Origin of the sequence: Fulvivirga kasyanovii (assembly GCF_009711405.1) — a bacterium.
Classification (GTDB): Bacteria; Bacteroidota; Bacteroidia; order Cytophagales; family Cyclobacteriaceae; genus Fulvivirga; species Fulvivirga kasyanovii.
Window position 1 is genome coordinate 1 of the sequence record NZ_SMLW01000615.1, and the last position, 20,613, is coordinate 20,613.

Sequence of the window (20,613 nt, forward strand, 5' to 3'; positions counted from 1 at the left end):
TGCTACTATCAAATCGCTGATAGTAGCAGCATTTTTATTAAAAGTGATTGAAATGTCGGCAAACAGTACTTAAAAAATATTATAAATTACGAAATTTGTTATAAATTGTATAACTGTTTTCAACCTTAACTAAGGATTCATAAAATATTCCTTTGCAGCTTCGTTAGTTTATCTCCATGGAGTTTCGAGGCTATCGATTTCAAAATGCAGAGAGAGCTCTTTGGTCCCTGAGTTATCAAGGGTAATACGTAGAACGAATAATTATTGAGATACAGGTGAAACCAACAAAATCTAAATGAAAAATTTTCTCCCACTACTTACTTTACTTATCATTTTCTCAGCGTGTTCGGATGAAAATGTTGATGTAACGCGTTACGAATTGCTCCCGAAAGATGGTGTTTTGGCCAATTGTACTGATGTTTTGGCTTCCAACAAATCTGCAGGCTTTTCCTTTGACAACAATTCGTGCCAGTATTCACCAAAGGCATGTGCCGATTGCGATTATATTGTGGAACTGGATATGCAGGTAATTGACAATAACGACCTGAAACTACCTCAGGGTTCGGTTATAGGCATACGTGCAGGAAATAGAAAATCCCTGATCTTTAGAAATTTTTATGGCACTGCCGATAAGCCCTACATCATCACCAATTGTGATGGGCAGGTAAATGTGGCGGATAATGTGCCTGCTATAAAACTGCACACGCTTAGCCATGTGCGCTTAACAGGTACCGGGTCAACCGATGACTATGGCATAAAAGTCTCTCAGGGCAGCCCTTTTGGTATTGTGGCTGAGCTGGCTGCTACCAATTTTGAGATAGACCACGTAGAGATTACCAATGTTGCCGGGCCTGCCATTTCTGCGCGTACCAGGCCCGTATGCGATGGAAGTACCAATAGAGGCACATTCACTCAGAAAAACACAGTAGTTCACCACAACTATATTCATGATGTAGAAGGGGAGGGCTTTTACATAGGAGGTTCACACTGGCATACCAATTTCCCTCCTATAGCGGACTGCCCCAGCCTTATTTTGCTGGAACCCCAGCTTGAAGGTGTAAAGGTCTACAACAATATAGTTGAAAATGTTGGTCAAGATGGCATTCAGGTTGGTGGAGCTGTTCAGGGGTGTGAAATTTATAATAATGTCGTCATCAATTATGGTCTCAAAAACATCCAGGTACATCAATCAGGCATCCAGATCAATCCGGGAACAACAGGTAGCATATTTAGCAACCTGATCAAAGGAGGTACGGGAAGTGCAATTTTCGTTAATGGTTTTGCCAACAAAATATTTAGCAATGTAATCGTTGATTGCGCCAGAAGTGGCGTGCACATTGGAGACAGGGAACCTCCTACGGGTAAGAGCTATGTAGTGGTCAACAACACCATGTACAACATAGGAGAACACGCCATTTACATGAACTCGAAGCTAAGTATAAATAATATTTTCAATAATAACCTGCTGGTCAATATCACCGGAGGGCTTCATAATAAACTGAGCGATGATATCAGCCTGAATGTGGATAACAATGTAGAGCTAACCAATATAACTGAGGCTGATCTTTCAAATCCTGATCAGTATGATTTTGCGCCTACAGACAATAGCTCGTTAATAGATGCAGGAATTGCAGTCGACGACCCTAACATTTTAGCTGACTATATGCTCAACAATCGGAAAGTTGGTCAGAGCATTGATATAGGTGCAGTGGAGTATCAAAGAAACTAATCAATAACTAAAAGCTCATGAGGTATTTTCCACTTCATGGGCTTACTCAGAAAATTGCTTGTACATATCCGCCGGAACCCTTACCGGCTTTAAAGACTCACCTTCTACCATGCACCACTCTGAGCGGGCCTTTGCCAAAAGCTGGCCATTTTTATAAAACTCAGCAAAACGCTCACACCTGACACCCTCTGTTTTCCCGATAAAAGTTATAGCCTCTATCGTATCCCCAAGAAATGCCGGTCGCCTATATTCAATGAAATGGTTGAGCACTACCCATTTGTACTGCATCAGTTCCGGGGTGGCACGAGCCAGCCAGTGCTGATTGGCCAGATGCTGAACCCACTCCATATAAGTGACATTGTTCACATGTTTCAGGTCATCTATGTGCGCTTCTTCTACAACAATTTCAATTTTAAAAACTTCCGGTACAAATGAGGTCATAAGGATAGTAGCTAAATATTTGTAAATATTTGAATATAAAAGGCTGTATTGAGAGAAGCATCAATACAGCCTTTTATTTATTAATACACGGTTTGTCTTATCTAAGCTCAAAAGAGTAGTATCCCCTTCGGCCCTGGCTGTTCACGCCTTCTATAATTACCCTTCCCCTTATCTTTTCTAATATCTCGACAAGCCTCTGCGGAGATTTAATAGGGTTCCTGTTAATATCAGTAATTATAAAATCTTCTGTTATGCCTATTCGCCTTACCAGGCCACTGCCAATATTGAATACCTTCACACCATAATCAATTCCGATGATATCCCTTTCTACTTTTGGTACGGCCTCAAACTGGGCGCCAAGTGATTCTGAAGTGTATACCTCACGTTTGAGTACTGATGTAGTTCCTTCGCGGTTAGTCAAAGTCAGGTTAGATTGTTTCGTATTGTCATCCCTTTTATAGGTAAAAGTTACCTTGTCTCCCGGAGAATGATAGCTAAGCTCCTCTTCAAACTGACTCTTGCTGTTTACCGGAGTGTCATTGATCTTTAGTATTATATCCCCTTCTTTAAGGCCTGCTTTTGCGGCCGCACCGTCGTTTTGAACATAAGCCAAAAGCACACCATTGAATTCCCTGTTTACCGCAATATCCAGCCTTTTGGCAATAGCTGCGTCAAAATCAGTAACTTCACCACCAAAAAATGCCTTTTGCACTTCGCCGTATTCAATCAGGTCGCCAACAATTTTCTTAACAATATCAATAGGTACCGCAAAGCCATAACCTGCATAAGAACCTGTTCGTGAAAGTATGGCAGTATTTATGCCCACCAATTGTCCTGCACGGTTAACCAGCGCACCACCACTGTTACCGGGGTTAATGGCGGCATCGGTTTGTATAAATGATTCTATAGGGAATTTTCCTTGCAGTATATTGATCTCCCGGCCTTTGGCACTCACAATACCAGCGGTAACCGTCGAAGTAAGGTTAAAGGGATTGCCTACTGCGATCACCCATTCACCCACGTTCAGGTTTTTGGAGCTTCCTGTTGGTATAGCCGGTAAGTTTTGGGCATCAATCTTCAATACCGCCAGGTCAGTGGAAGGGTCGGTGCCTATAAGCTCTGCATCATATATACGCTTATGGTAGACTACTTCCAGCCGGTCAGCATTTTGCACTACATGGTTATTGGTGACAATGTAACCGTCTGCTGTAAAGATAACTCCGGAACCACTGCTGATCTGGGTATGAGTGCCCGGATTTCTGTCAAAAAACCAGTCGAGGTAGCTGCGGCTATAGCTGGTTTCGGAAATATTTTTGATATAGACCACACTCTCGGTACTGGTTCTGGAAGCTTCTACGAAATCACTTTCCGGAAGATCAGTCCTGGTGGAGATGCCGCCGTACCTTGTCGCATTGCTGTCGCTATTATTGCTGGCCAGGTGTACGGCATGAGATGGAGATGTTAGATCCTGGTTTTGTCCGGTTTTAAGCTGATCATAAGTAAAAGATCCGCCCAGTCCGGCTATAAAACTTACTGCTATTACATAAATAGTTTTACGCATCATATATATTTTTTTATATCCTTTACAAAAACTATGCTGCCCTTATAAAACGAGACAAATTTTCAGGGGTTGTAAGTTTTTGTCAATTATAATAACTATTAAAATGACAAATAATTATGATAGGAATACGACTAAAAAAGAAGTTAGTTCAATAGGGTGAGTTATGTATATTTGTGAGTATGGGATTCAGGTCAATATTAAGTAAGCCATTCGCTTCATATATCGTCGGTCAGCAAAAGAAATGGTCGGCAGAACCGGGAAAATATCAGGCAAAAATTTTCAACGAAATAGTCGGCAAAGCCACTGGCACCGTATTCGGTAAGGATCATGCCTTCGGGGAAATAAAGAACCATGATGATTATAAAAAGCGGGTACCTATCCGTGACTATGAGGAGCTGTCCCCCTATGTAAAGCAGATACTCGACGGCAAAGCGGATGTGCTCTGGCCCGGCAAACCCGAATATTTTTCAAAGACCTCCGGCACCACGTCAGGTGTTAAATACATTCCGATTACAAAAGAATCCCTTCCCAATCATATTAACAGCGCCAGAAATGCACTGCTTAGCTATGTGCACGAAACTGGTAAGTCCAGGTTCCTGGATGGTAAACTCATCTTTCTTTCCGGTAGTCCGGAGTTAGGCCAAAAAGCAGGTATCAATACAGGCAGGCTTTCAGGGATAGTGAATCACCACGTGCCAGGTTACCTAAGAACAAACCAACTACCCAGCTATGAAACCAATTGTATTGAAGACTGGGAACAAAAGCTGGAAAAGATCATTGATGAAACTATAAATCAGGATATGACACTGATCTCGGGTATTCCACCCTGGGTTCAGATGTACTTCGACCGGATTCAGGCAAGGACAGGTAAGAAAATAAAGGACGTGTTCCCGAATTTCGATCTTTTCGTTTACGGAGGGGTCAACTTTGAACCTTACCGGGCCAAGCTTTTTGATTCCATTGGTCGCAAGGTAGACTCAGTTGAAACATACCCGGCCTCCGAAGGTTTTATAGCCTATCAGGATTCGCAAAAAGAAGAAGGGCTGCTACTGCTTTCAAACTCAGGCATCTTCTTCGAATTCATCCCAGCCGATGAATATTTCAATGAAAACCCTACCCGCCTGTCGATAGAGGAAGTAAAAACAGGAGTAAATTATGCCGTGATCATCAACAGCAACGCCGGCCTTTGGGGATACTCCATAGGTGACACGGTAAAATTTGTGTCTACCAACCCGCACAGATTGTTGGTAACAGGCCGGATCAAGCATTTTATTTCGGCTTTTGGGGAGCACGTGATAGGTGAGGAGGTTGAAAAAGCCATGAAACATACTATTGCAAAGTTTCCTGAAACCGAAATTGTGGAGTTCACCGTGGCCCCGCAGGTAACGCCGGATGAAGGCTTGCCCTTGCATGAGTGGTATGTCGAATTTTCTAATTCACCGTCGGATTTGCCAGCCTTCGAAAAAGAACTAAATTTGCAACTTCAAAAATTGAACACATACTACGATGACCTTCAAACAGGCCACATACTAAGAAGCCTGAAGATCATTCAGTTGAAAAGAAATTCCTTTATAGAGTATATGAAATCGCAAGGTAAGCTCGGTGGGCAAAACAAGGTGCCCAGACTGTCCAATGACAGGAAAATTGCCGATGAGTTGATGAAATACAAAGCTTAAGATCAATGGCACGTTTATCCTCAATCCTTATATTTTTTCTATCATGTTCCTGCGCTTTCGGGCAGTACAAAAATTTCAATACAGAAGAAAGTATTTGGAGAAATGGAGTCATAAAGCTTGAAGACGGGCAGGCAATCCAGGGTGAGATAAATTTTAATTTTGTCTCCGATGTGTTGAAGGTAAGGCAATCAGAAGATGAGCCGGGGGAAATATTTAACCCCAATAAGGTATTATATTTTGAGCTTAAAGAAGGTGATCAAAAAGCATTATTCTACTCTTTGCCCTACGATTTTAATGAAGACGGTAGGTACAAACCGGCCTTTTTTGAGGTTGTTTACCAAAATGGAAAGGATGTATTGTTAGCCAGACACATTTTTGAGTATAAGGAAGATGATTTTGTTAATGATCCTGTATTGGGCTACACGCATAACCCAAAGCAAGAAGATGTTTATCGGACGATCTACCTGGCCACTCGAGGTGAGATTTTTCCTGTACTAAAAGGACGTGTCAAAGATTTTTGGTCATTTATATTTGATAGGGGAATGGCATTGGGATCGGATAACTACAATGAAAGTGCAAAGTACAGCAAGAGCAAAACCGAAAAGGAAAAGGTGAAGTACAAAAATATTCTTAAAGAAGATTTGGGTATGCTGTTCCCTGAAGCCTATTATGACCTCAAAAAATTCATTAAAGCAAATAAAATAGATATGGACAAAGTCGAAGGCTGGAAGTCCATTATTGATTATAAAAATCAACTGAATAAATAAACGTTGACGGAAATTATTAAAAAGAATATAGCCATACTTGGCTCAACAGGTTCAATAGGAACGCAGGCGTTGGAAGTTGTAGATGCTAACCCGGACCACTTTCAGGTTGAAGTGCTAACAGCCCAAAACAATTGTGACCTTTTGATTGAACAGGCCTTAAAGTACAAGCCTAATGTAGTGGTGATAGGCAATGACGGTCACTACAACAAGGTATTTGAAGCCCTGGATAAGCACGATATCAAGGTCTATGCAGGGGAGAATGCGTTGGCCTCGGTAGTGGAAATGGATACCGTTGACCTTGTACTGACGGCTTTGGTAGGCTATAGTGGCTTAAAGCCGACGATCAGGGCTATTGAAGCCGGTAAAAATATTGCACTGGCCAACAAAGAAACGTTAGTGGTGGCAGGGGAGCTGATCACCAGCATGGCCAGGGAAAAAGGCGTTAATATTTATCCGGTGGATTCCGAGCATTCCGCGATCTTCCAATGCATTGTAGGTGAGTTTCATAACCCCATCGAAAAAATTATCCTTACTGCATCAGGTGGTCCTTTCCGGGGCATGTCCAGGGCACAACTGGAGAAAGTGACCAAGGCTCAGGCCTTGAAACACCCCAATTGGGATATGGGTGCTAAAATCACCATTGACTCTGCGACCCTGATGAATAAAGGCCTGGAGGTGATCGAAGCCAAATGGCTTTTCGGACTTAAACCGGAGCAGGTTGATGTGGTGGTGCATCCGCAGTCCATTATTCACTCTATGGTACAGTTTGAAGATGGCTCTATCAAGGCTCAAATGGGCTTGCCGGATATGAAGTTGCCCATACAATATGCTATGGCGTACCCACAGCGATTGAAGTCCGATTTCCCGCGTTTTAACTTCGCAAATTACCCGGCCCTCACATTTGAACAACCTGATAAGAAAACTTTTCGTAATCTTGCACTAGCATTTGAAGCTTTAAGCAAAGGCGGTAACATGCCTTGCGTGCTCAATGCTGCCAATGAAATAGTGGTAGCGGAATTTTTAAAAGAAAAGGTTGGTTTTCTTGAAATGTCCGACATAGTGGAACATTGTATGGAAAAAATTGCTTTTATAAATGCTCCTACTTACGAGGATTACGTAAACACTGATAAAGAAACAAGAATCAAAGCTTTAGAACTTATAGATTAATGGAAGGATTAGTAATGACCGCTCAGATAATTCTGAGCTTATCAATTTTAGTGGGGCTTCATGAGATGGGACACCTGCTCGCTGCAAAGGCGTTTGGAATGAGGGTGGAGCAATTCTCAATTGGGTTTCCTCCTAAAATTTTCAGTTTTAAATATGGGGAAACAGAATATGCCCTGAGTGCCATACCGCTGGGTGGTTTTGTCAAAATATCAGGAATGATAGATGAGTCCATGGACACAGAGGCCATGAAAGAACCGCCAAAACCATATGAATTCCGATCAAAACCAGCCTGGCAGAGGCTGATCGTAATGTTGGGAGGAATTATTGTGAATGTTATCACCGGTATTATCATATTTATTTGCCTTACCTACATTTACGGAGATACCTTCATTTCCAATGATGCTGTTAACGAGCATGGTGGTATAGTAGCGCTAGAGGTAGGAGAGGAGCTTGGATTCCAGACCGGAGATAAAATTGTAAAAATCAATGGGAAGGAATTTGAAGATTTTTCAGACGTTTTCAACCCGAATGTTTTCATGGGAAGCGGTTCTTACTACACCGTAGAGCGCAATGGAGAATTGGTAGATATTCAAATTCCCGGGAATTTTATTGAGAAGATGAATAATAAGGAAGCCGCGGCTAAGTTTATCGTTCCTGACGTCCCTGCTCTTGTAGGGGAAGTTCAGAAAGGTTCGATAGCCGATGAGATAGGCTTGCAGGAATATGACAGGATCGTTGAGATCTCAGGGGTAAAGATTGATAACCCTCATAAAATGTCTGAAGTGGTGAAGGGCTACAAAGAAGATACGATTTCACTGACTATCGAAAGAAACGGAGAGCTGCTGAGCTATAAGCATGATTTCAGAAACGATACTATCATTGGTATAGGCTTTACCTCTCCTGAAGATATGTTTGCTAAAGTAGAATATGGCTTGGGAGAATCAATCGGCATAGGTACGGAACGAGCCTTTGGCATAGTTTTCCTCCAGATCAAAGCCTTTGGTAAGATGTTTAGCGGAGAGCTTTCTGTAACTAAATCTTTGGCAGGCCCTATCGGAATAGCACAGGCCTATGGCGGCGACTGGCAATGGGAGCGCTTCTGGAGAATGACAGGTCTGCTCTCTATGGTGCTGGCATTCATGAACTTATTGCCAATACCGGCGCTGGATGGTGGTCACGTAATGTTCCTGAGCTATGAGATTATCTCCGGAAGAAAACCATCGGACAAATTCCTCGAAAACGCTCAGAAAGTAGGAATGGCATTCTTACTGCTACTGATGGTGTTCATCATTTTCAATGATATATTCAAAATTGAGTTCGTCAAGAATCTGTTTGGGATGAACTAGGCAATTTTTGTAAAATATAATATTGGGGATTTCGAATAGAGGTCCCCATTTTTTTATTAAGATTTTTAATACTAGCAGGTTTCTGTCCTCCGGTGAGTTTGCTTTGAGTAGAAAGTCAACCCTTGAAAGACTCGGATAATTTAGTGAGAGCCTCGTTGGATGACTATTCGCAGCACTGTTCTCTGCGGTTAAAATGAAGCCTTCAGGTTTGGAGGGGTCAGCTTTGCTAATCCTTGAAGGCTTGGTAAAGCAGGTATTAACTTCAAAGGTGCTTTTCTTGAGTTTTTATTCATCTATCTTATCGCGATAGATTTCAAACTCCACTCTTCGGTTAAGCTTTTTGTCTTCCTCTGTTACCTCTTTTACGATAGGCTTGGAGCTTCCATATCCTTTAGCGGTGATCCTTGAGTCTTCAACGCCTCCAAAGAATACAAGGTACTCCTTAATGATATCTGCTCTGTCCTGGGAGAGTTTCAGGTTAAAGTCTTCTCTGCCATCGGAGTCGGTATGGCCGGAGATGCGCAGGTTGAAATTAGGATTGTCCAGCAGGAAGTCGGCCATTTTATCAAGGTCACCATACATAGGTGTAGTCAATGCAGCCTTACCCTCTTCAAACTCAAGGGACGCAAATTTCATTTTACTAGAGATGGAAGAAGTCTTTTTATGCAACTGCATTTCTCCATCCAGGTAAAACAGCTCCTCAATCCTGAAAAACTCCTCACCTTGTATGATAAGCAGATAATTGTTATTGTTGATCAGGTCAAATTCAAATGATCCATCCGGGCGGAGGAATTTTGGGGCTACCTCGATGCCGTTATCCAGGTCAATGATGGAAACAATACCTTTAAAAGGCTTGCCGGTTTCTTCATCAGTCAATGATCCTTCCACTTTAGTGGTAGCTCCGGGCTGAGCTTCCATAGGCACCGGGAATGAGTAAAGATCCAGGTTGGCCATATTATTTTCGACCGATCGGGCATAATACAAGTCCTCTGCCTGCGAGTCGATCGTGAAATAAAACTCGCTGCCCGGCCCATTGACCAGCGGACCAATATTCTTGGGTTCTATCCAGTTGCCTCCTACATAATACGATTTGTAAATATCAAACTCACCAAAGTTCAGGCTCTGTCCGTTAGAACTAAAATATAGGAGGTTCCGGGCATAGTGGTAAAACGGACTTACTTCCGAATTTCTGGTATTGATGATGGGACCCATATTAACGGCCTTAGACCATCCGCCATCCTGCGTACGGGTAGTGTAGTATATGTCTGCAAGTCCAAAACCGCCTATTCTATCCGAAGCAAAATATAAAGTATCTTCATTATGCGATAGTGAAGGGTGGGAGTCCCAGGTAATACTGTTCACATTGACCCCCATGTTTTTCACCTGCCCCCAACTGCTGTCCTGTTGAAGGGTAGCGGTAAAAAGGTCGCAGTCACCATACGAGTCAGGAGAATTGCAGCGGGCAAAGAACAATGTACGCCCATCTTTACTGAGGGTTGCAGAGCCTTCATTATATTGGGTATTCAGAGCTTTAAACTCTTTGGCCTTGTTCCATCCTCCATACGAATACTCCGTAAAGAAAAGGTCCTCATCATAAACCGGGTCAATGCCGCGGTGGTGCGAGTTTCTTTTAGACGTGAAGATCAGTGTTGCGTCATTAGAGCTCAAAGTAGGAGCGTAGTCAGACAGTTGAGAGTTAACCATCTCACCCATGTTAAGGAGTACACTTCTTGGAGGGCGTAGCGTATCTACCTCTTTTCTGTAGTCCACCAACTCATAGTAATATTCAAGAGGAACATAATAATCCTTATCGTTGATGGTTAGCGAGTCATAATGAAGCTCAATCTTGCGAATATCGATATCGGACCGGTGATGTTTAAGTACCAGTTTGTAAAGGAGCTTGGCTTCATCATAGTTGCCATATATTTCGGTGAGCTTGGCCAGCCGCCATAGCCAATAGGTGTCGCGATAAAAATTCATGATGCCGAAGTTCTTTACATACGACCTCAGCATAGGGTACAAAGCTATCCAGCCCTTTTCTTCCTCAAGTTTTTTTATCTGCTTTAGCTTACTCTCATTATAGTAGTAAGGTATTTTATTAATATTGGGGAAATTAAACAGGTCGGAACTACTAAAAGTGGTAATAGAATCATTTAAAGCCAGGACGCCACCAGACTTTCGGGTCTTTCTTTTTTCCTGACTTATTGCTTCATTATTCAATATAATGATAAAGAAAAAGCAAAAAATCAATTTAATTGTTGTTTTCAACGCCCTCCTGTTTTTCTTTGCAAGTATGCATATTTCTGTGCAGTATGCCAGATATTAAAGATGTTATAAAAAACTATTTTTTTCAAAAAACTAAGCCAGAGAGTTTGGCACACCTATTGACCCTTAATACTACCAACCTAAAAGTTAAGGATTTTAAACGTAAATGTGTCAGTTTGACATGTTTTGTGACTATAAGAACGTAAATATGTTTCATAAATTATTTTTGTCTGATTTAGTGCAGGAAGATTCAGAAGGTCTTATTCAATTGATCAACCCTGAGGAGGAAGGGGAGAATCCACCTGAAGATATACCGGAAGATGTTCCTATTTTGCCCATCAGGAACACCGTTTTGTTTCCGGGAGTTGTAATACCCATTACAGTAGGTAGGCAGAAGTCTATCAAACTTGTGAAAAAAGCTTACCAGGGCGACAGGTACATTGGAGTAATAGCCCAGAAGAATGTGCAAACAGAGGATCCTGGTAAGGATGATATCTATAATGTAGGTACCATAGCCCGTATCATTAAGATGCTGGTACTGCCGGATGGAAACACCACCATTATAATTCAGGGTAAAAGCAGGTTCGAAATTGATTCGATTATCAAGGAAGAACCATACATTACAGCGAAGGTAAAACTGCTGAAGAGCGACTTTCCTAAAGGCAATAAAAAAGAGATCAAAGCGATTATCCAGTCGTTAAAAGACTCAGCTTCAAAGATACTGAAACTGAACCCCGAAATACCACAGGAGGCGCAGATGGCCCTTGATAACATCCAGGACCTCGGGTTCCTTACCCATTTCCTTTCATCTAACCTTAATGCCGAGGTCGCAGATAAGCAAAGGCTTCTGGAGATCAATGACGGTATAAAGCGGGCAACACTTCTGCTCGAATTTATGCTCAAAGAGATTCAGTTGCTTGAGTTGAAGCATGACATCCAGAAGAAGGTACACACCGATATCGACCAGCAGCAGCGCGATTACTACCTCAGGCAGCAAATCAAGGTGATGCAGGACGAGCTGGGTTTCGACGGGCCAGACCAGGAAGTAGAGGAATTGAGGCTTAAAGGGGAAAAGAAAAACTGGCCGGAGGAAGTCGCTAAGCACTTCAATAAAGAACTTGATAAAATCCTGCGGATGAATCCCGCAGCAGCCGAGTATCCCGTAGCTATGAACTATGTGGAGCTACTCCTTGAGCTGCCCTGGAATGAATATACCAAAGATAACTTCGACCTTAAGCGAGCAAGAAAGATACTTGATAAAGACCATTTTGGTATGGAAAAGGTCAAAGAGCGGATCATCGAGTATTTGGCGGTGCTCAAGCTGAAGCAGGATATGAAAGGGCCGATTTTATGCCTTTATGGCCCTCCCGGAGTAGGTAAAACCTCACTCGGGCGTTCTATTGCCAAAGCATTGAAAAGGAAGTATGTCAGAATGTCACTGGGAGGTGTGCATGATGAGGCAGAGATCAGAGGGCATAGAAAAACTTACGTAGGTGCATTGCCGGGTAAGCTGATCCAGAACATCAAAAAGGCCAAGTCTTCCAATCCGGTATTTATACTTGATGAGATCGATAAAGTAAGTTCCGACTTCCGTGGAGATCCTGCATCGGCACTCCTGGAGGTGCTGGACCCTGAGCAAAACAGCACCTTTGCAGATAACTACCTTGAGTTAGAGTACGATCTGTCCAAAGTGTTATTCATTGCTACGGCCAACTCCCTGGAAACCATCCATCCCGCATTAAGGGACAGGATGGAGATCATTGAAATATCAGGATATACCCAGGAGGAAAAAGTGGAAATAGCCAAAAAACACCTGATCCCTAAGCAGAAAAAGGAGCATGGATTAAAGACAAATGATGTTACTTTTCATAAAAAAGCCATTGAAAAAGTAATCGATGGGTACACCCGGGAGTCAGGAGTTAGGAACCTGGAAAGGAAACTTGGGTCAGTCATTCGCCATGTAGCCAAATCCATAGCCATGGAGGAGGAGTTTAACAAGACCATTACCGCAGAGGAGGTTGTAAATATCTTAGGTGGTGAGGTATTCGATAAAGAACTGTACCAGGGCAATGAAATTGCAGGTGTGGTTACCGGACTTGCCTGGACGCAGGTGGGCGGGGAGATCCTGTTTATCGAGTCCAGCCTGAGCAAAGGTAGAGGTAAGCTGACACTATCCGGGCAATTGGGCGATGTGATGAAAGAATCTGCCATGGCAGCTATTTCATACCTGCGCGCCAACGCCGACAGGCTGAACATTGACCACCGTGCCTTTGATCAATATGATCTGCATGTGCATGTGCCTGCAGGAGCTGTGCCTAAGGATGGTCCTTCGGCCGGTATCACCATGTTCACTTCCCTCGCATCGATCTATACGCAGCGCAAGGTGAAAGAAAAGCTGGCGATGACCGGAGAGATCACCCTGAGGGGCAAAGTGTTGCCGGTAGGTGGTATTAAAGAGAAAATTCTTGCAGCAAAAAGGGCTGGGATCAATGAAATTATACTTTCAGAAAGAAATAAGCGCGATATTAGCGAAATAGATGAAAGGTATATAAAAGATTTGAAAATCAACTACGTTGATACTGTTGATGAAGTACTTAAAGTGGCCCTTTTAAAAGATAAGGTGAAAAATCCCATGAAATTTACTTTTACGGAGACAACGGTCAATAGTGATAAATAGAGCCTGAATATTTGATGCTGAAAAAAATCATAGCCGTTGTTTGCCTTTTGGTTACCTGCAGCATTGCTAATGCACAGGTGGGCGGACAACGGTCATATGAATTTTTGAACATCCCTTACTCAGCAAGGGTCAGTGGCCTTGGAGGTGTGAATGTATCGCTTGCGGATGTGGACATCAATATGGCCTATAATAACCCGGCGCTGACTTCTGATACCCTGTCTGGCTACCTCTCGTTTAACTATCTTTCTTACTTTGCTGATATCCACAGTTTCTCTTTTATATACCAACACGACTTTGGCAAATACGGAGCGTGGTTTGTTGGTGCCAATCACTTTGATTATGGTACTATAGAAAGCTTTGACGATACGGGAGCTGACCTTGGGGAGCTTGATGCGGGTGAGACGGTTATTTATTTGGGTAGGAGCCATAAAGCAGGAAATTTTACGGCAGGAGCGACATTGAAGTTTATCAGCTCCTCCATAACAGGTTATACTTCAAGTGCTGTAGCAATGGATATTGGCGGTGTTTTTATGCATCCTTCCCGGCAGCTTACTGCAGGTTTGGTTTTTAAGAACATAGGTTTTGTTGCCTCTGAGTATACAGATTCAGATGCTGCAAAGCTACCCTTTGATGTTCAGTTGGGAGCCAGTTTTAAGCCGAGCCACATGCCTTTCAGGTTTTCATTTACCGGGTACAACTTATATCAGGGCGATATCAGCTACTATGATGCTGCACAAATGCAGGCAGAAGATGAGCCAGGCACTTTCGATAAAATCTTCAGACATATTGTGGTAGGAGCAGAACTGCTACTCACAAAAAATGTAAATTTAAGGATGGGGTATAACCATTTGATTAGACAGGAGTTAAAGTTAGAAAGCACTTCAGGTGGTGCCGGTTTTTCATTTGGACTGATGTTTAGGGTCAAAGCTTTTGAGTTTGCCTACAGCAGGGGAGGGTATCATGCGGCTGGCGGATCAAACAACTTTACACTCACTGCCAATACGAATTTATTTTTTAGAAAAGGAAAATTGTAAATCATGATAGATCAGAAAACATATTTTACGCCTAAGCAGATCGTAGAAGAACTGGATAAATATATAATAGGTCAGAAAGATGCCAAGCGCAATGTAGCCATTGCATTACGTAACCGCTGGCGAAGAATGAATGTAAAGACCGATATGCAAGGTGAGATAGTTCCTAATAATATTTTAATGATAGGAGCTACCGGTGTAGGTAAAACCGAGATAGCCAGAAGACTGGCTAAAATAGCCAATGCGCCTTTCACAAAAGTGGAAGCCTCAAAATTTACGGAAGTCGGCTACGTTGGCCGTGATGTGGAGAGCATGGTAAGGGACCTGGTGGAACAATCGGTAAACCTCGTTAAGGAAGAAAAGAAGGAAGAGGTAAAAGTAAAGGCAGAGCAGATCGTAGAAGACATTATTCTGGATGCATTGATACCACCTTTGAAAAGCAATGGCTTCAGTCAGAAAAATCCGGCCTCGACCAGTACACCTACAGGCGAGCTACCTCAGACGGAGCAGGAACTGAATGAAAAGACCCGGGAACGCTTCCGTGAGAAGATCAGAAATGGCGAAATGGAAGATCGAAAGATCGAGATCAATGTTCAAAAACCTGCTAATGCCGGTGTAGGCATGATTGGCGGCGGTATGATGGATGAGTCGTCGATGATCAACTTGCAGGAGATGATCAGCGGTATGATGCCAAAGAAGAATAAAAAGAGAAAAGTTACCATTGCAGAAGCACGTAAAATACTGATGGAAGAGGAGTCTGCCAAGCTTATCGATATGGATGAAGTAAAAGACCTGGCGATAAAGAAAGCAGAAAATACCGGTATTATATTTATAGATGAGATAGATAAAATTGCAGGGGGCTCTTCCAAAAAAGGAGGCAGTGGCCCTGACGTAAGCCGGGAAGGTGTACAACGTGATTTGCTGCCCGTAGTAGAGGGAAGTACAGTAAATACAAAATATGGCCTGATGAGGACAGATCACGTACTATTTATAGCAGCCGGAGCGTTTCATATTGCCAAGCCTTCTGACCTTATCCCGGAACTGCAAGGGCGTTTCCCGATTAGAGTAGAGCTGGATAACCTGACAAAGGAAGATTTCTATCACATCCTTAAAGAGCCTAAAAATGCTTTGACCAAACAATATGAAGCACTGTTAGCATCAGAAGATGTGGAACTTTCTTTCCAGCAAGATGCGTTGGAGGAAATAGCTGAAACAGCCTTCCATATCAATACTGAGGTTGAGAATATCGGGGCACGAAGATTGCACACTGTCATGAGCCAGTTACTTAATGAATTTTTGTTTGATGTTCCCGATAAGATCGGGCCGAATGCAAAAATAATAGTGACCCGGGAGATGGTTAAAGATAAATTGTCTGGTTTGGTTAAAAACAAAGATTTGAGTGAGTACATCCTTTAAAAAATATACTATCAGTTGAAGAAGTTACTTCTTTTAACAGCGATCATTGCGGGCTTGTGCGCTCCTGCAATGGCGCAAACAGACAGTACAACATCGGTCAGGGAAGCCTACATCCAGGAGTTTCCTGACCGGTTTTATTTGAAGCCAATCCTCACGGTGCGTAATATGAATATGAGGGTTGACGATAAATTGGGTGATCAGCCATCCGTTAAATATGAGCCCATTAACAATACCTATCTGGGGCTTGGGCTTTATATGTTTAACCTCGGCCTGGAGTTGTCATTCAGGTTGCCGTCAAGCGATGAAGATGAGGAAAAGTATGGCGAGACCAGTGCTTTTGACTTTCAGACCAATATTTATACCAAGCGCTGGGGGGCAGACGTGGCATACCAAAATTATGAAGGCTTCTATATTAAAAACCCGGATAACAAATTTCTTGAATGGAAAAGTGATGAGCCGTTTATTCAACGGGAAGACCTGGAAATAATAAACTTTCAGCTCAATGGCTTTTATATGTTCAATAACAATGAGTTTTCGTACAGGTCTTCGTATATGCAGGCTGATAAACAAAAGAAAAGCGCCGGATCATTTTTGCTGGGCACCACTTTTGGGATTTTCAAGTTTCTGGCAGATTCATCACTTGTGCCAGGATCCGAGGGCGCAGCCAACGCCAGTGAAGTACATGTACAGTCAGGCAAATTTACTACCCTGGGCATCTTGCCAGGATATACCTATAACTTTGTGGTTAAGGACTTTTACCTCAATCTTTCTTTTTCAGCAGGTCCTGCCAATATCTGGACGCGGTCTACAACAGCAGAAGGTACAGATACCGCTGTTAAGATCAGACCTGTGGTCGGCGCCAGAGTGGCAGTCGGCTACAACAGCGAAAGGTTCTTTTGCGGCTTTAGCATGGTTAGCCAGTCGGTAAGCTATGGGCTCGATAATATCGATGTAAACGGGCAAACCGGCAATGCCAAGCTGTTTTTTGGAATACGCTTCCTTGAGAAAGGCTTCATGAAGAAGAATCTTTTTTAAGACACCTTCTTTTTAGGATAATCAAAAAACAACAGGCGACCATTACCAAAGTCAACCGCCTGCCAGCTATCTACATCAAACGTACAGGCAAATACCCCGCAGGTAGGAATGTTATCCAGGTCCTCGTCGGTGAGGCTGTTCGCAAAGTCTGTAAAGCCAGGGTTATGCCCAAATAGCATGAGCGAAAGCCACGTGTCATCAGTATCATTGACAATGTCCAGAAGTGAATCCTCGCTTGCATGGTACAGGCGGTCGTTTATTTCTATTCCGTCCAGAGGATAATCGAGTGCTCTGGCGATGGTTTTACAGGTGGTTAGGGCACGGTTGGCCGGACTTGACAGCATCAGGTCGGGGAAAATGCCTTTGTTGCTTAACCTTTTGCCCATTTTAGGTGCATCACGCTCTCCCCGTTTGTTCAAAGGCCGGTCTTTATCAGAAAGATGGGGATAGTCCCAACTGGATTTTGCATGCCTGACTATGTACAGTGTTTTCATGAATATGATAAGTTACGGTTAACCTGGCCTGACCTCATTATTACTGTTATGATTTCAAATCTCTTTCATCTCCGCATATGCATGCTTTGAAGGAATAATTCAGGAGAAGAGTCTTTGGTCAAATCAATAACTTAATTAAATAGCCCCGCGAGCCTTTAGAAAAAGTTTTGAGGTGGCTTCTCATTCATAATTTAACAAAATTTTGAATGAAAGTTTTAGTAGTGGATCTAAAAAAAAACCGGAACTAAGCCTCGTCTATGTAGAAGCCAATCTCATCAGGATGGTCACTAACCATTTGGTCACCTCGAAATTTACGTAGCATCCAAAGTGTCATCATATCACCTGAGGCAGCCCATGTGAAGAAAATGCCGAAGATAAGCAGCCAGTCGTTGGCAATGGCAATGGCTACAATGGCCGGTAAGATGCCCATTAGTAATCCGGGGGCAGCTCCTCCCATAGCATATTGCTTTACTGTGAGGGGCTCTTTGCAATGGCAGTAGGGTGCCAAGGCCTTGCTATTGAAACCGAAACTGACAGAATTGAAGCCACCCCTGGCAAAATATGCCCACACAGCACCATGCAACAATTCATGAGCTACAATACCTGCAGGGAGTGTGATGAGGAAATAGACACTGATGAAACTGCTCAGCCCATGATGAAAGGCCAGATAGCCATAAAGAAGAATATAAGGCAAGGCAAAAGCCAGCAGGATAGGAATAAGGAAAAGAAAAGCCAGCAAATTAACGGATGTTCCCTGAAGGGTGTAAGCTCTCCCTTTAATTTGCCGGCCGTCCATAAAGAAGCTTATTTTACAAGCTTCTTATACTTGATTCGTTTCGGGCCTTCATCACCCAGGCGTTGTCTGCGGTTTTCTTCGTACTCAGTAAAGTTACCATCGTACCACACTACCTGAGAGTCACCTTCAAAAGCTAATATGTGGGTACACACTCTGTCGAGGAACCATCTGTCGTGCGAAATGATAACAGCACAACCACCGAAGTTCTCCAGAGCTTCTTCCAGCGCCCTTAGGGTGTTTACATCCAGGTCGTTGGTAGGCTCATCGAGGAGCAGGAGGTTGGCTCCCTGCTTGAGGGCTATAGCCAAATGAACACGGTTTCGCATCCCGCCTGATAATTCCTTGAGCTTTTTCTGCTGATCACCGCCGCTAAAATTAAATTTGCTTACATAAGCACGGCTGTTGATCTGTTTTCCGCCCATATTGATAATCTCATTACCACCGCTTATGGCTTCCCAAACGGTTTGTTCAGGTTTCAGGTCATTGTGCTCCTGGTCTACATAAGCGATCTCTACAGTTGATCCAACTTCAAAAGTACCTTCATCCGGCTTTTCCTGCCCGGTGATCATTTTGAAAAGGGTGGTTTTACCAGCGCCGTTAGGGCCAATTATACCTACGATGCCTGCTTTCGGAAGTGAGAATTCCAGGTTTTCATATAGTAACTTGTCTCCAAAGCCTTTAGATACCCCGTGGGCTTCGATTACTTTATCTCCAAGTCTCGGACCCGCAGGTATGAAGAGTTCCAGTTTTGCCTCTTTTTCCTTGGTTTCTTCTCCAAGGAGTTTGTCGTATGCATTTAACCTGGCTTTGGCTTTGGCATGTCGGCCTTTAGGAGACATACGTGCCCATTCAAGCTCTCTTTCCAGGGTTTTCTGGCGCTTGGATTCAGATTTTTCTTCCTGGCTCAGGCGTTTCTGCTTTTGTTCCAGCCATGAAGAGTAGTTTCCTTTCCATGGAATGCCCTCTCCACGGTCAAGTTCAAGGATCCATCCGGCCACATTGTCAAGGAAATACCGGTCGTGGGTTACGGCTATTACTGTTCCCTCATAGCGCTGCAAGTGTTGTTCCAGCCAGTGTACCGATTCTGCATCCAGGTGGTTGGTAGGCTCATCCAATAATAGAATGTCCGGCTCCTGAAGTAATAATCTGCACAAGGCCACACGTCTTTTTTCACCGCCGGACAGGTTCTCGATCTTTGCGTCGGCAGGTGGTGTTCTCAAAGCATCCATGGCCCTTTCCAGCTTGCTGTCGAGCTCCCAGGCATTTAGTTGATCCAGCTTTTCCTGAACTTCACCCTGCTGTTCTATGAGCTTGTTCATAGCGTCAGGGTCTTCCATCAGCGCAGGATCGGCAAACTTCTCATTGATCTCCTCAAATTTCTTTAGCAACCCTACAGTCTCCTTTACCCCTTCCTCAACCACTTCTTTTACAGTTTTGGACGGATCAAGCTGAGGTTCCTGCTCCAGCAGCCCTACGGAGTAGCTGCCATCAAATACTACTTCACCTCTGTAGTCTTTATCCACACCCGCAATTATGCGCAGCAGGGAAGACTTACCTGAGCCATTAAGACCCAGCACACCAATCTTGGCTCCATAGAAGAAGGAAAGGTAAATGTCTTTTAAGACGTGTTTATTAGGCGGGTAAATTTTATTTACCCCCGCCATTGAAAAGATTATTTTTTCATCACTCATATTTCTACACTTAAGCTGTTCAATAACAAATTTATTGTTTTGCGGCAGAATGAGGGCCAACAAAGAAAAATTTTAAAAGAAAAAAAATAAACGTTTGTAAACTTTTAGAAAAAGCATTACGTTTCTGCGGTAAGTTAATCATTCGCATTCTGAGGTTGAGGGGTGAGATAAATAAATCAAGAAAATATTTGATTTGACCATTTAAATTTTATTTTTGCACGAAATTTCAGAAGCATAAATCATAGGAGGATTTATCTATGTATTGGACACTAGAACTAGCATCGTATTTAGAAGACGCACCTTGGCCTGCTACCAAGGATGAACTCATTGACTATTCCATCCGGACAGGAGCACCACTAGAGGTGGTTGAGAACCTTCAGGAGTTAGAGGACGATGGACAGCCTTATGAGAACATTGAAGAGATCTGGCCGGATTATCCGACCAAAGAGGATTTCTTTTTTAATGAAGACGAGTATTGATTTTTAATAGATAACAGACTTCTATTAGTATTTGATATTTAT

Annotated in this window: 16 protein-coding genes; 10 read left to right on the forward strand and 6 right to left on the reverse strand. The window is 43.0% G+C overall.

From position 1 onward, the window contains the following. Positions 1–295: 295 nt before the first annotated feature. Entirely contained in the window at positions 296–1,729 is a 1,434-nt protein-coding gene (locus tag E1163_RS19595) for a right-handed parallel beta-helix repeat-containing protein (protein WP_155174156.1), read from the forward strand. Between the two features lie 42 nt (positions 1,730–1,771). Here E1163_RS19595 and E1163_RS19600 read toward each other — a convergent pair whose 3' ends face one another. Continuing rightward, positions 1,772–2,170, reverse strand: coding sequence for an acyl-CoA thioesterase (locus E1163_RS19600; RefSeq protein WP_155174157.1), 399 nt, complete (start codon positions 2,168–2,170; stop codon positions 1,772–1,774). 97 nt (positions 2,171–2,267) lie between these two features. Beyond that, positions 2,268–3,734: a S1C family serine protease gene (locus E1163_RS19605; protein ID WP_343033891.1), complete on the reverse strand. Its 1,467-nt coding sequence runs from the start codon at positions 3,732–3,734 to the stop codon at positions 2,268–2,270. Positions 3,735–3,910: 176 nt separating this feature from the next. Here E1163_RS19605 and E1163_RS19610 point away from each other — a divergent pair, with 176 nt between their 5' ends. The 4 genes from E1163_RS19610 to rseP are packed head-to-tail and all read left to right on the forward strand — an operon-like array spanning position 3,911 to position 8,687. Then, on the forward strand, positions 3,911–5,407 hold the full coding sequence (locus E1163_RS19610) for a GH3 auxin-responsive promoter family protein (protein WP_155174158.1): 1,497 nt from the start codon (positions 3,911–3,913) through the stop codon (positions 5,405–5,407). Positions 5,408–5,412: 5 nt separating this feature from the next. Beyond that, positions 5,413–6,174 (forward strand): hypothetical protein, encoded by a 762-nt coding sequence (locus E1163_RS19615; protein WP_155174159.1) that lies wholly within the window; start codon positions 5,413–5,415, stop codon positions 6,172–6,174. Between the two features lie 3 nt (positions 6,175–6,177). Beyond that, positions 6,178–7,341: a 1-deoxy-D-xylulose-5-phosphate reductoisomerase gene (locus tag E1163_RS19620; protein WP_155174160.1), complete on the forward strand. Its 1,164-nt coding sequence runs from the start codon at positions 6,178–6,180 to the stop codon at positions 7,339–7,341. After that, a complete protein-coding gene (gene rseP, locus E1163_RS19625) occupies positions 7,341–8,687 on the forward strand; it encodes an RIP metalloprotease RseP (RefSeq protein ID WP_155174161.1) in 1,347 nt (448 codons plus the stop codon). The genes E1163_RS19620 and rseP overlap by 1 nt, the downstream gene beginning before the upstream one ends. A gap of 285 nt (positions 8,688–8,972) precedes the next feature. On the opposite strand, the gene E1163_RS19630 is transcribed toward rseP, so the two are convergent. Next, positions 8,973–10,955, reverse strand: a complete 1,983-nt coding sequence (locus E1163_RS19630) for an OmpA family protein (protein ID WP_155174162.1) — start codon at positions 10,953–10,955, stop codon at positions 8,973–8,975. Between the two features lie 205 nt (positions 10,956–11,160). Here E1163_RS19630 and lon point away from each other — a divergent pair, with 205 nt between their 5' ends. Genes lon through E1163_RS19650 form a run of 4 tightly spaced genes read left to right on the forward strand, consistent with a single transcriptional unit; the run spans position 11,161 to position 17,111 of the window. After that, positions 11,161–13,629 (forward strand): endopeptidase La, encoded by a 2,469-nt coding sequence (gene lon / locus E1163_RS19635; protein ID WP_155174163.1) that lies wholly within the window; start codon positions 11,161–11,163, stop codon positions 13,627–13,629. A gap of 14 nt (positions 13,630–13,643) precedes the next feature. After that, on the forward strand, positions 13,644–14,663 hold the full coding sequence (gene porQ, locus E1163_RS19640; protein WP_155174164.1) for a type IX secretion system protein PorQ: 1,020 nt from the start codon (positions 13,644–13,646) through the stop codon (positions 14,661–14,663). Between the two features lie 3 nt (positions 14,664–14,666). After that, positions 14,667–16,076, forward strand: a complete 1,410-nt coding sequence (gene hslU / locus E1163_RS19645) for an ATP-dependent protease ATPase subunit HslU (protein ID WP_155174165.1) — start codon at positions 14,667–14,669, stop codon at positions 16,074–16,076. A gap of 15 nt (positions 16,077–16,091) precedes the next feature. After that, positions 16,092–17,111: a DUF4421 family protein gene (locus tag E1163_RS19650; RefSeq protein ID WP_155174166.1), complete on the forward strand. Its 1,020-nt coding sequence runs from the start codon at positions 16,092–16,094 to the stop codon at positions 17,109–17,111. Here E1163_RS19650 and E1163_RS19655 read toward each other — a convergent pair. The 3 genes from E1163_RS19655 to ettA all read right to left on the reverse strand — a co-directional run bounded on the left by E1163_RS19655 (position 17,108) and on the right by ettA (position 20,092). Further along, entirely contained in the window at positions 17,108–17,605 is a 498-nt protein-coding gene (locus E1163_RS19655; RefSeq protein ID WP_155174167.1) for a SixA phosphatase family protein, read from the reverse strand. The two genes, E1163_RS19650 and E1163_RS19655, sit on opposite strands and share 4 nt — an antisense overlap. A 244-nt stretch (positions 17,606–17,849) precedes the next feature. Continuing rightward, positions 17,850–18,401, reverse strand: a complete 552-nt coding sequence (locus E1163_RS19660) for a DUF3267 domain-containing protein (RefSeq protein WP_155174168.1) — start codon at positions 18,399–18,401, stop codon at positions 17,850–17,852. Positions 18,402–18,409: 8 nt separating this feature from the next. Then, a complete protein-coding gene (ettA, locus tag E1163_RS19665; protein WP_155174169.1) occupies positions 18,410–20,092 on the reverse strand; it encodes an energy-dependent translational throttle protein EttA in 1,683 nt (560 codons plus the stop codon). Between the two features lie 257 nt (positions 20,093–20,349). Between ettA and E1163_RS19670 the strand changes: the two genes are divergently transcribed. Beyond that, positions 20,350–20,571 (forward strand): DUF2795 domain-containing protein, encoded by a 222-nt coding sequence (locus E1163_RS19670; RefSeq protein ID WP_009578808.1) that lies wholly within the window; start codon positions 20,350–20,352, stop codon positions 20,569–20,571. Positions 20,572–20,613: the final 42 nt, after the last annotated feature.

Bases quoted from the DNA above. Each gene is read 5' to 3' on its own strand.
- rseP (WP_155174161.1), top strand. From the start codon at position 7,341: ATGGAAGGATTAGTAATGACCGCTCAGATAATTCTGAGCTTATCAATT.
- E1163_RS19660 (WP_155174168.1), bottom strand. From the start codon at position 18,401: ATGGACGGCCGGCAAATTAAAGGGAGAGCTTACACCCTTCAGGGAACA.
- E1163_RS19600 (WP_155174157.1), bottom strand. From the start codon at position 2,170: ATGACCTCATTTGTACCGGAAGTTTTTAAAATTGAAATTGTTGTAGAA.
- lon (WP_155174163.1), top strand. From the start codon at position 11,161: ATGTTTCATAAATTATTTTTGTCTGATTTAGTGCAGGAAGATTCAGAA.
- E1163_RS19605 (WP_343033891.1), bottom strand. From the start codon at position 3,734: ATGATGCGTAAAACTATTTATGTAATAGCAGTAAGTTTTATAGCCGGA.
- porQ (WP_155174164.1), top strand. From the start codon at position 13,644: ATGCTGAAAAAAATCATAGCCGTTGTTTGCCTTTTGGTTACCTGCAGC.
- E1163_RS19655 (WP_155174167.1), bottom strand. From the start codon at position 17,605: ATGAAAACACTGTACATAGTCAGGCATGCAAAATCCAGTTGGGACTAT.
- ettA (WP_155174169.1), bottom strand. From the start codon at position 20,092: ATGAGTGATGAAAAAATAATCTTTTCAATGGCGGGGGTAAATAAAATT.
- hslU (WP_155174165.1), top strand. From the start codon at position 14,667: ATGATAGATCAGAAAACATATTTTACGCCTAAGCAGATCGTAGAAGAA.
- E1163_RS19615 (WP_155174159.1), top strand. From the start codon at position 5,413: ATGGCACGTTTATCCTCAATCCTTATATTTTTTCTATCATGTTCCTGC.
- E1163_RS19595 (WP_155174156.1), top strand. From the start codon at position 296: ATGAAAAATTTTCTCCCACTACTTACTTTACTTATCATTTTCTCAGCG.
- E1163_RS19670 (WP_009578808.1), top strand. From the start codon at position 20,350: ATGTATTGGACACTAGAACTAGCATCGTATTTAGAAGACGCACCTTGG.
- E1163_RS19610 (WP_155174158.1), top strand. From the start codon at position 3,911: ATGGGATTCAGGTCAATATTAAGTAAGCCATTCGCTTCATATATCGTC.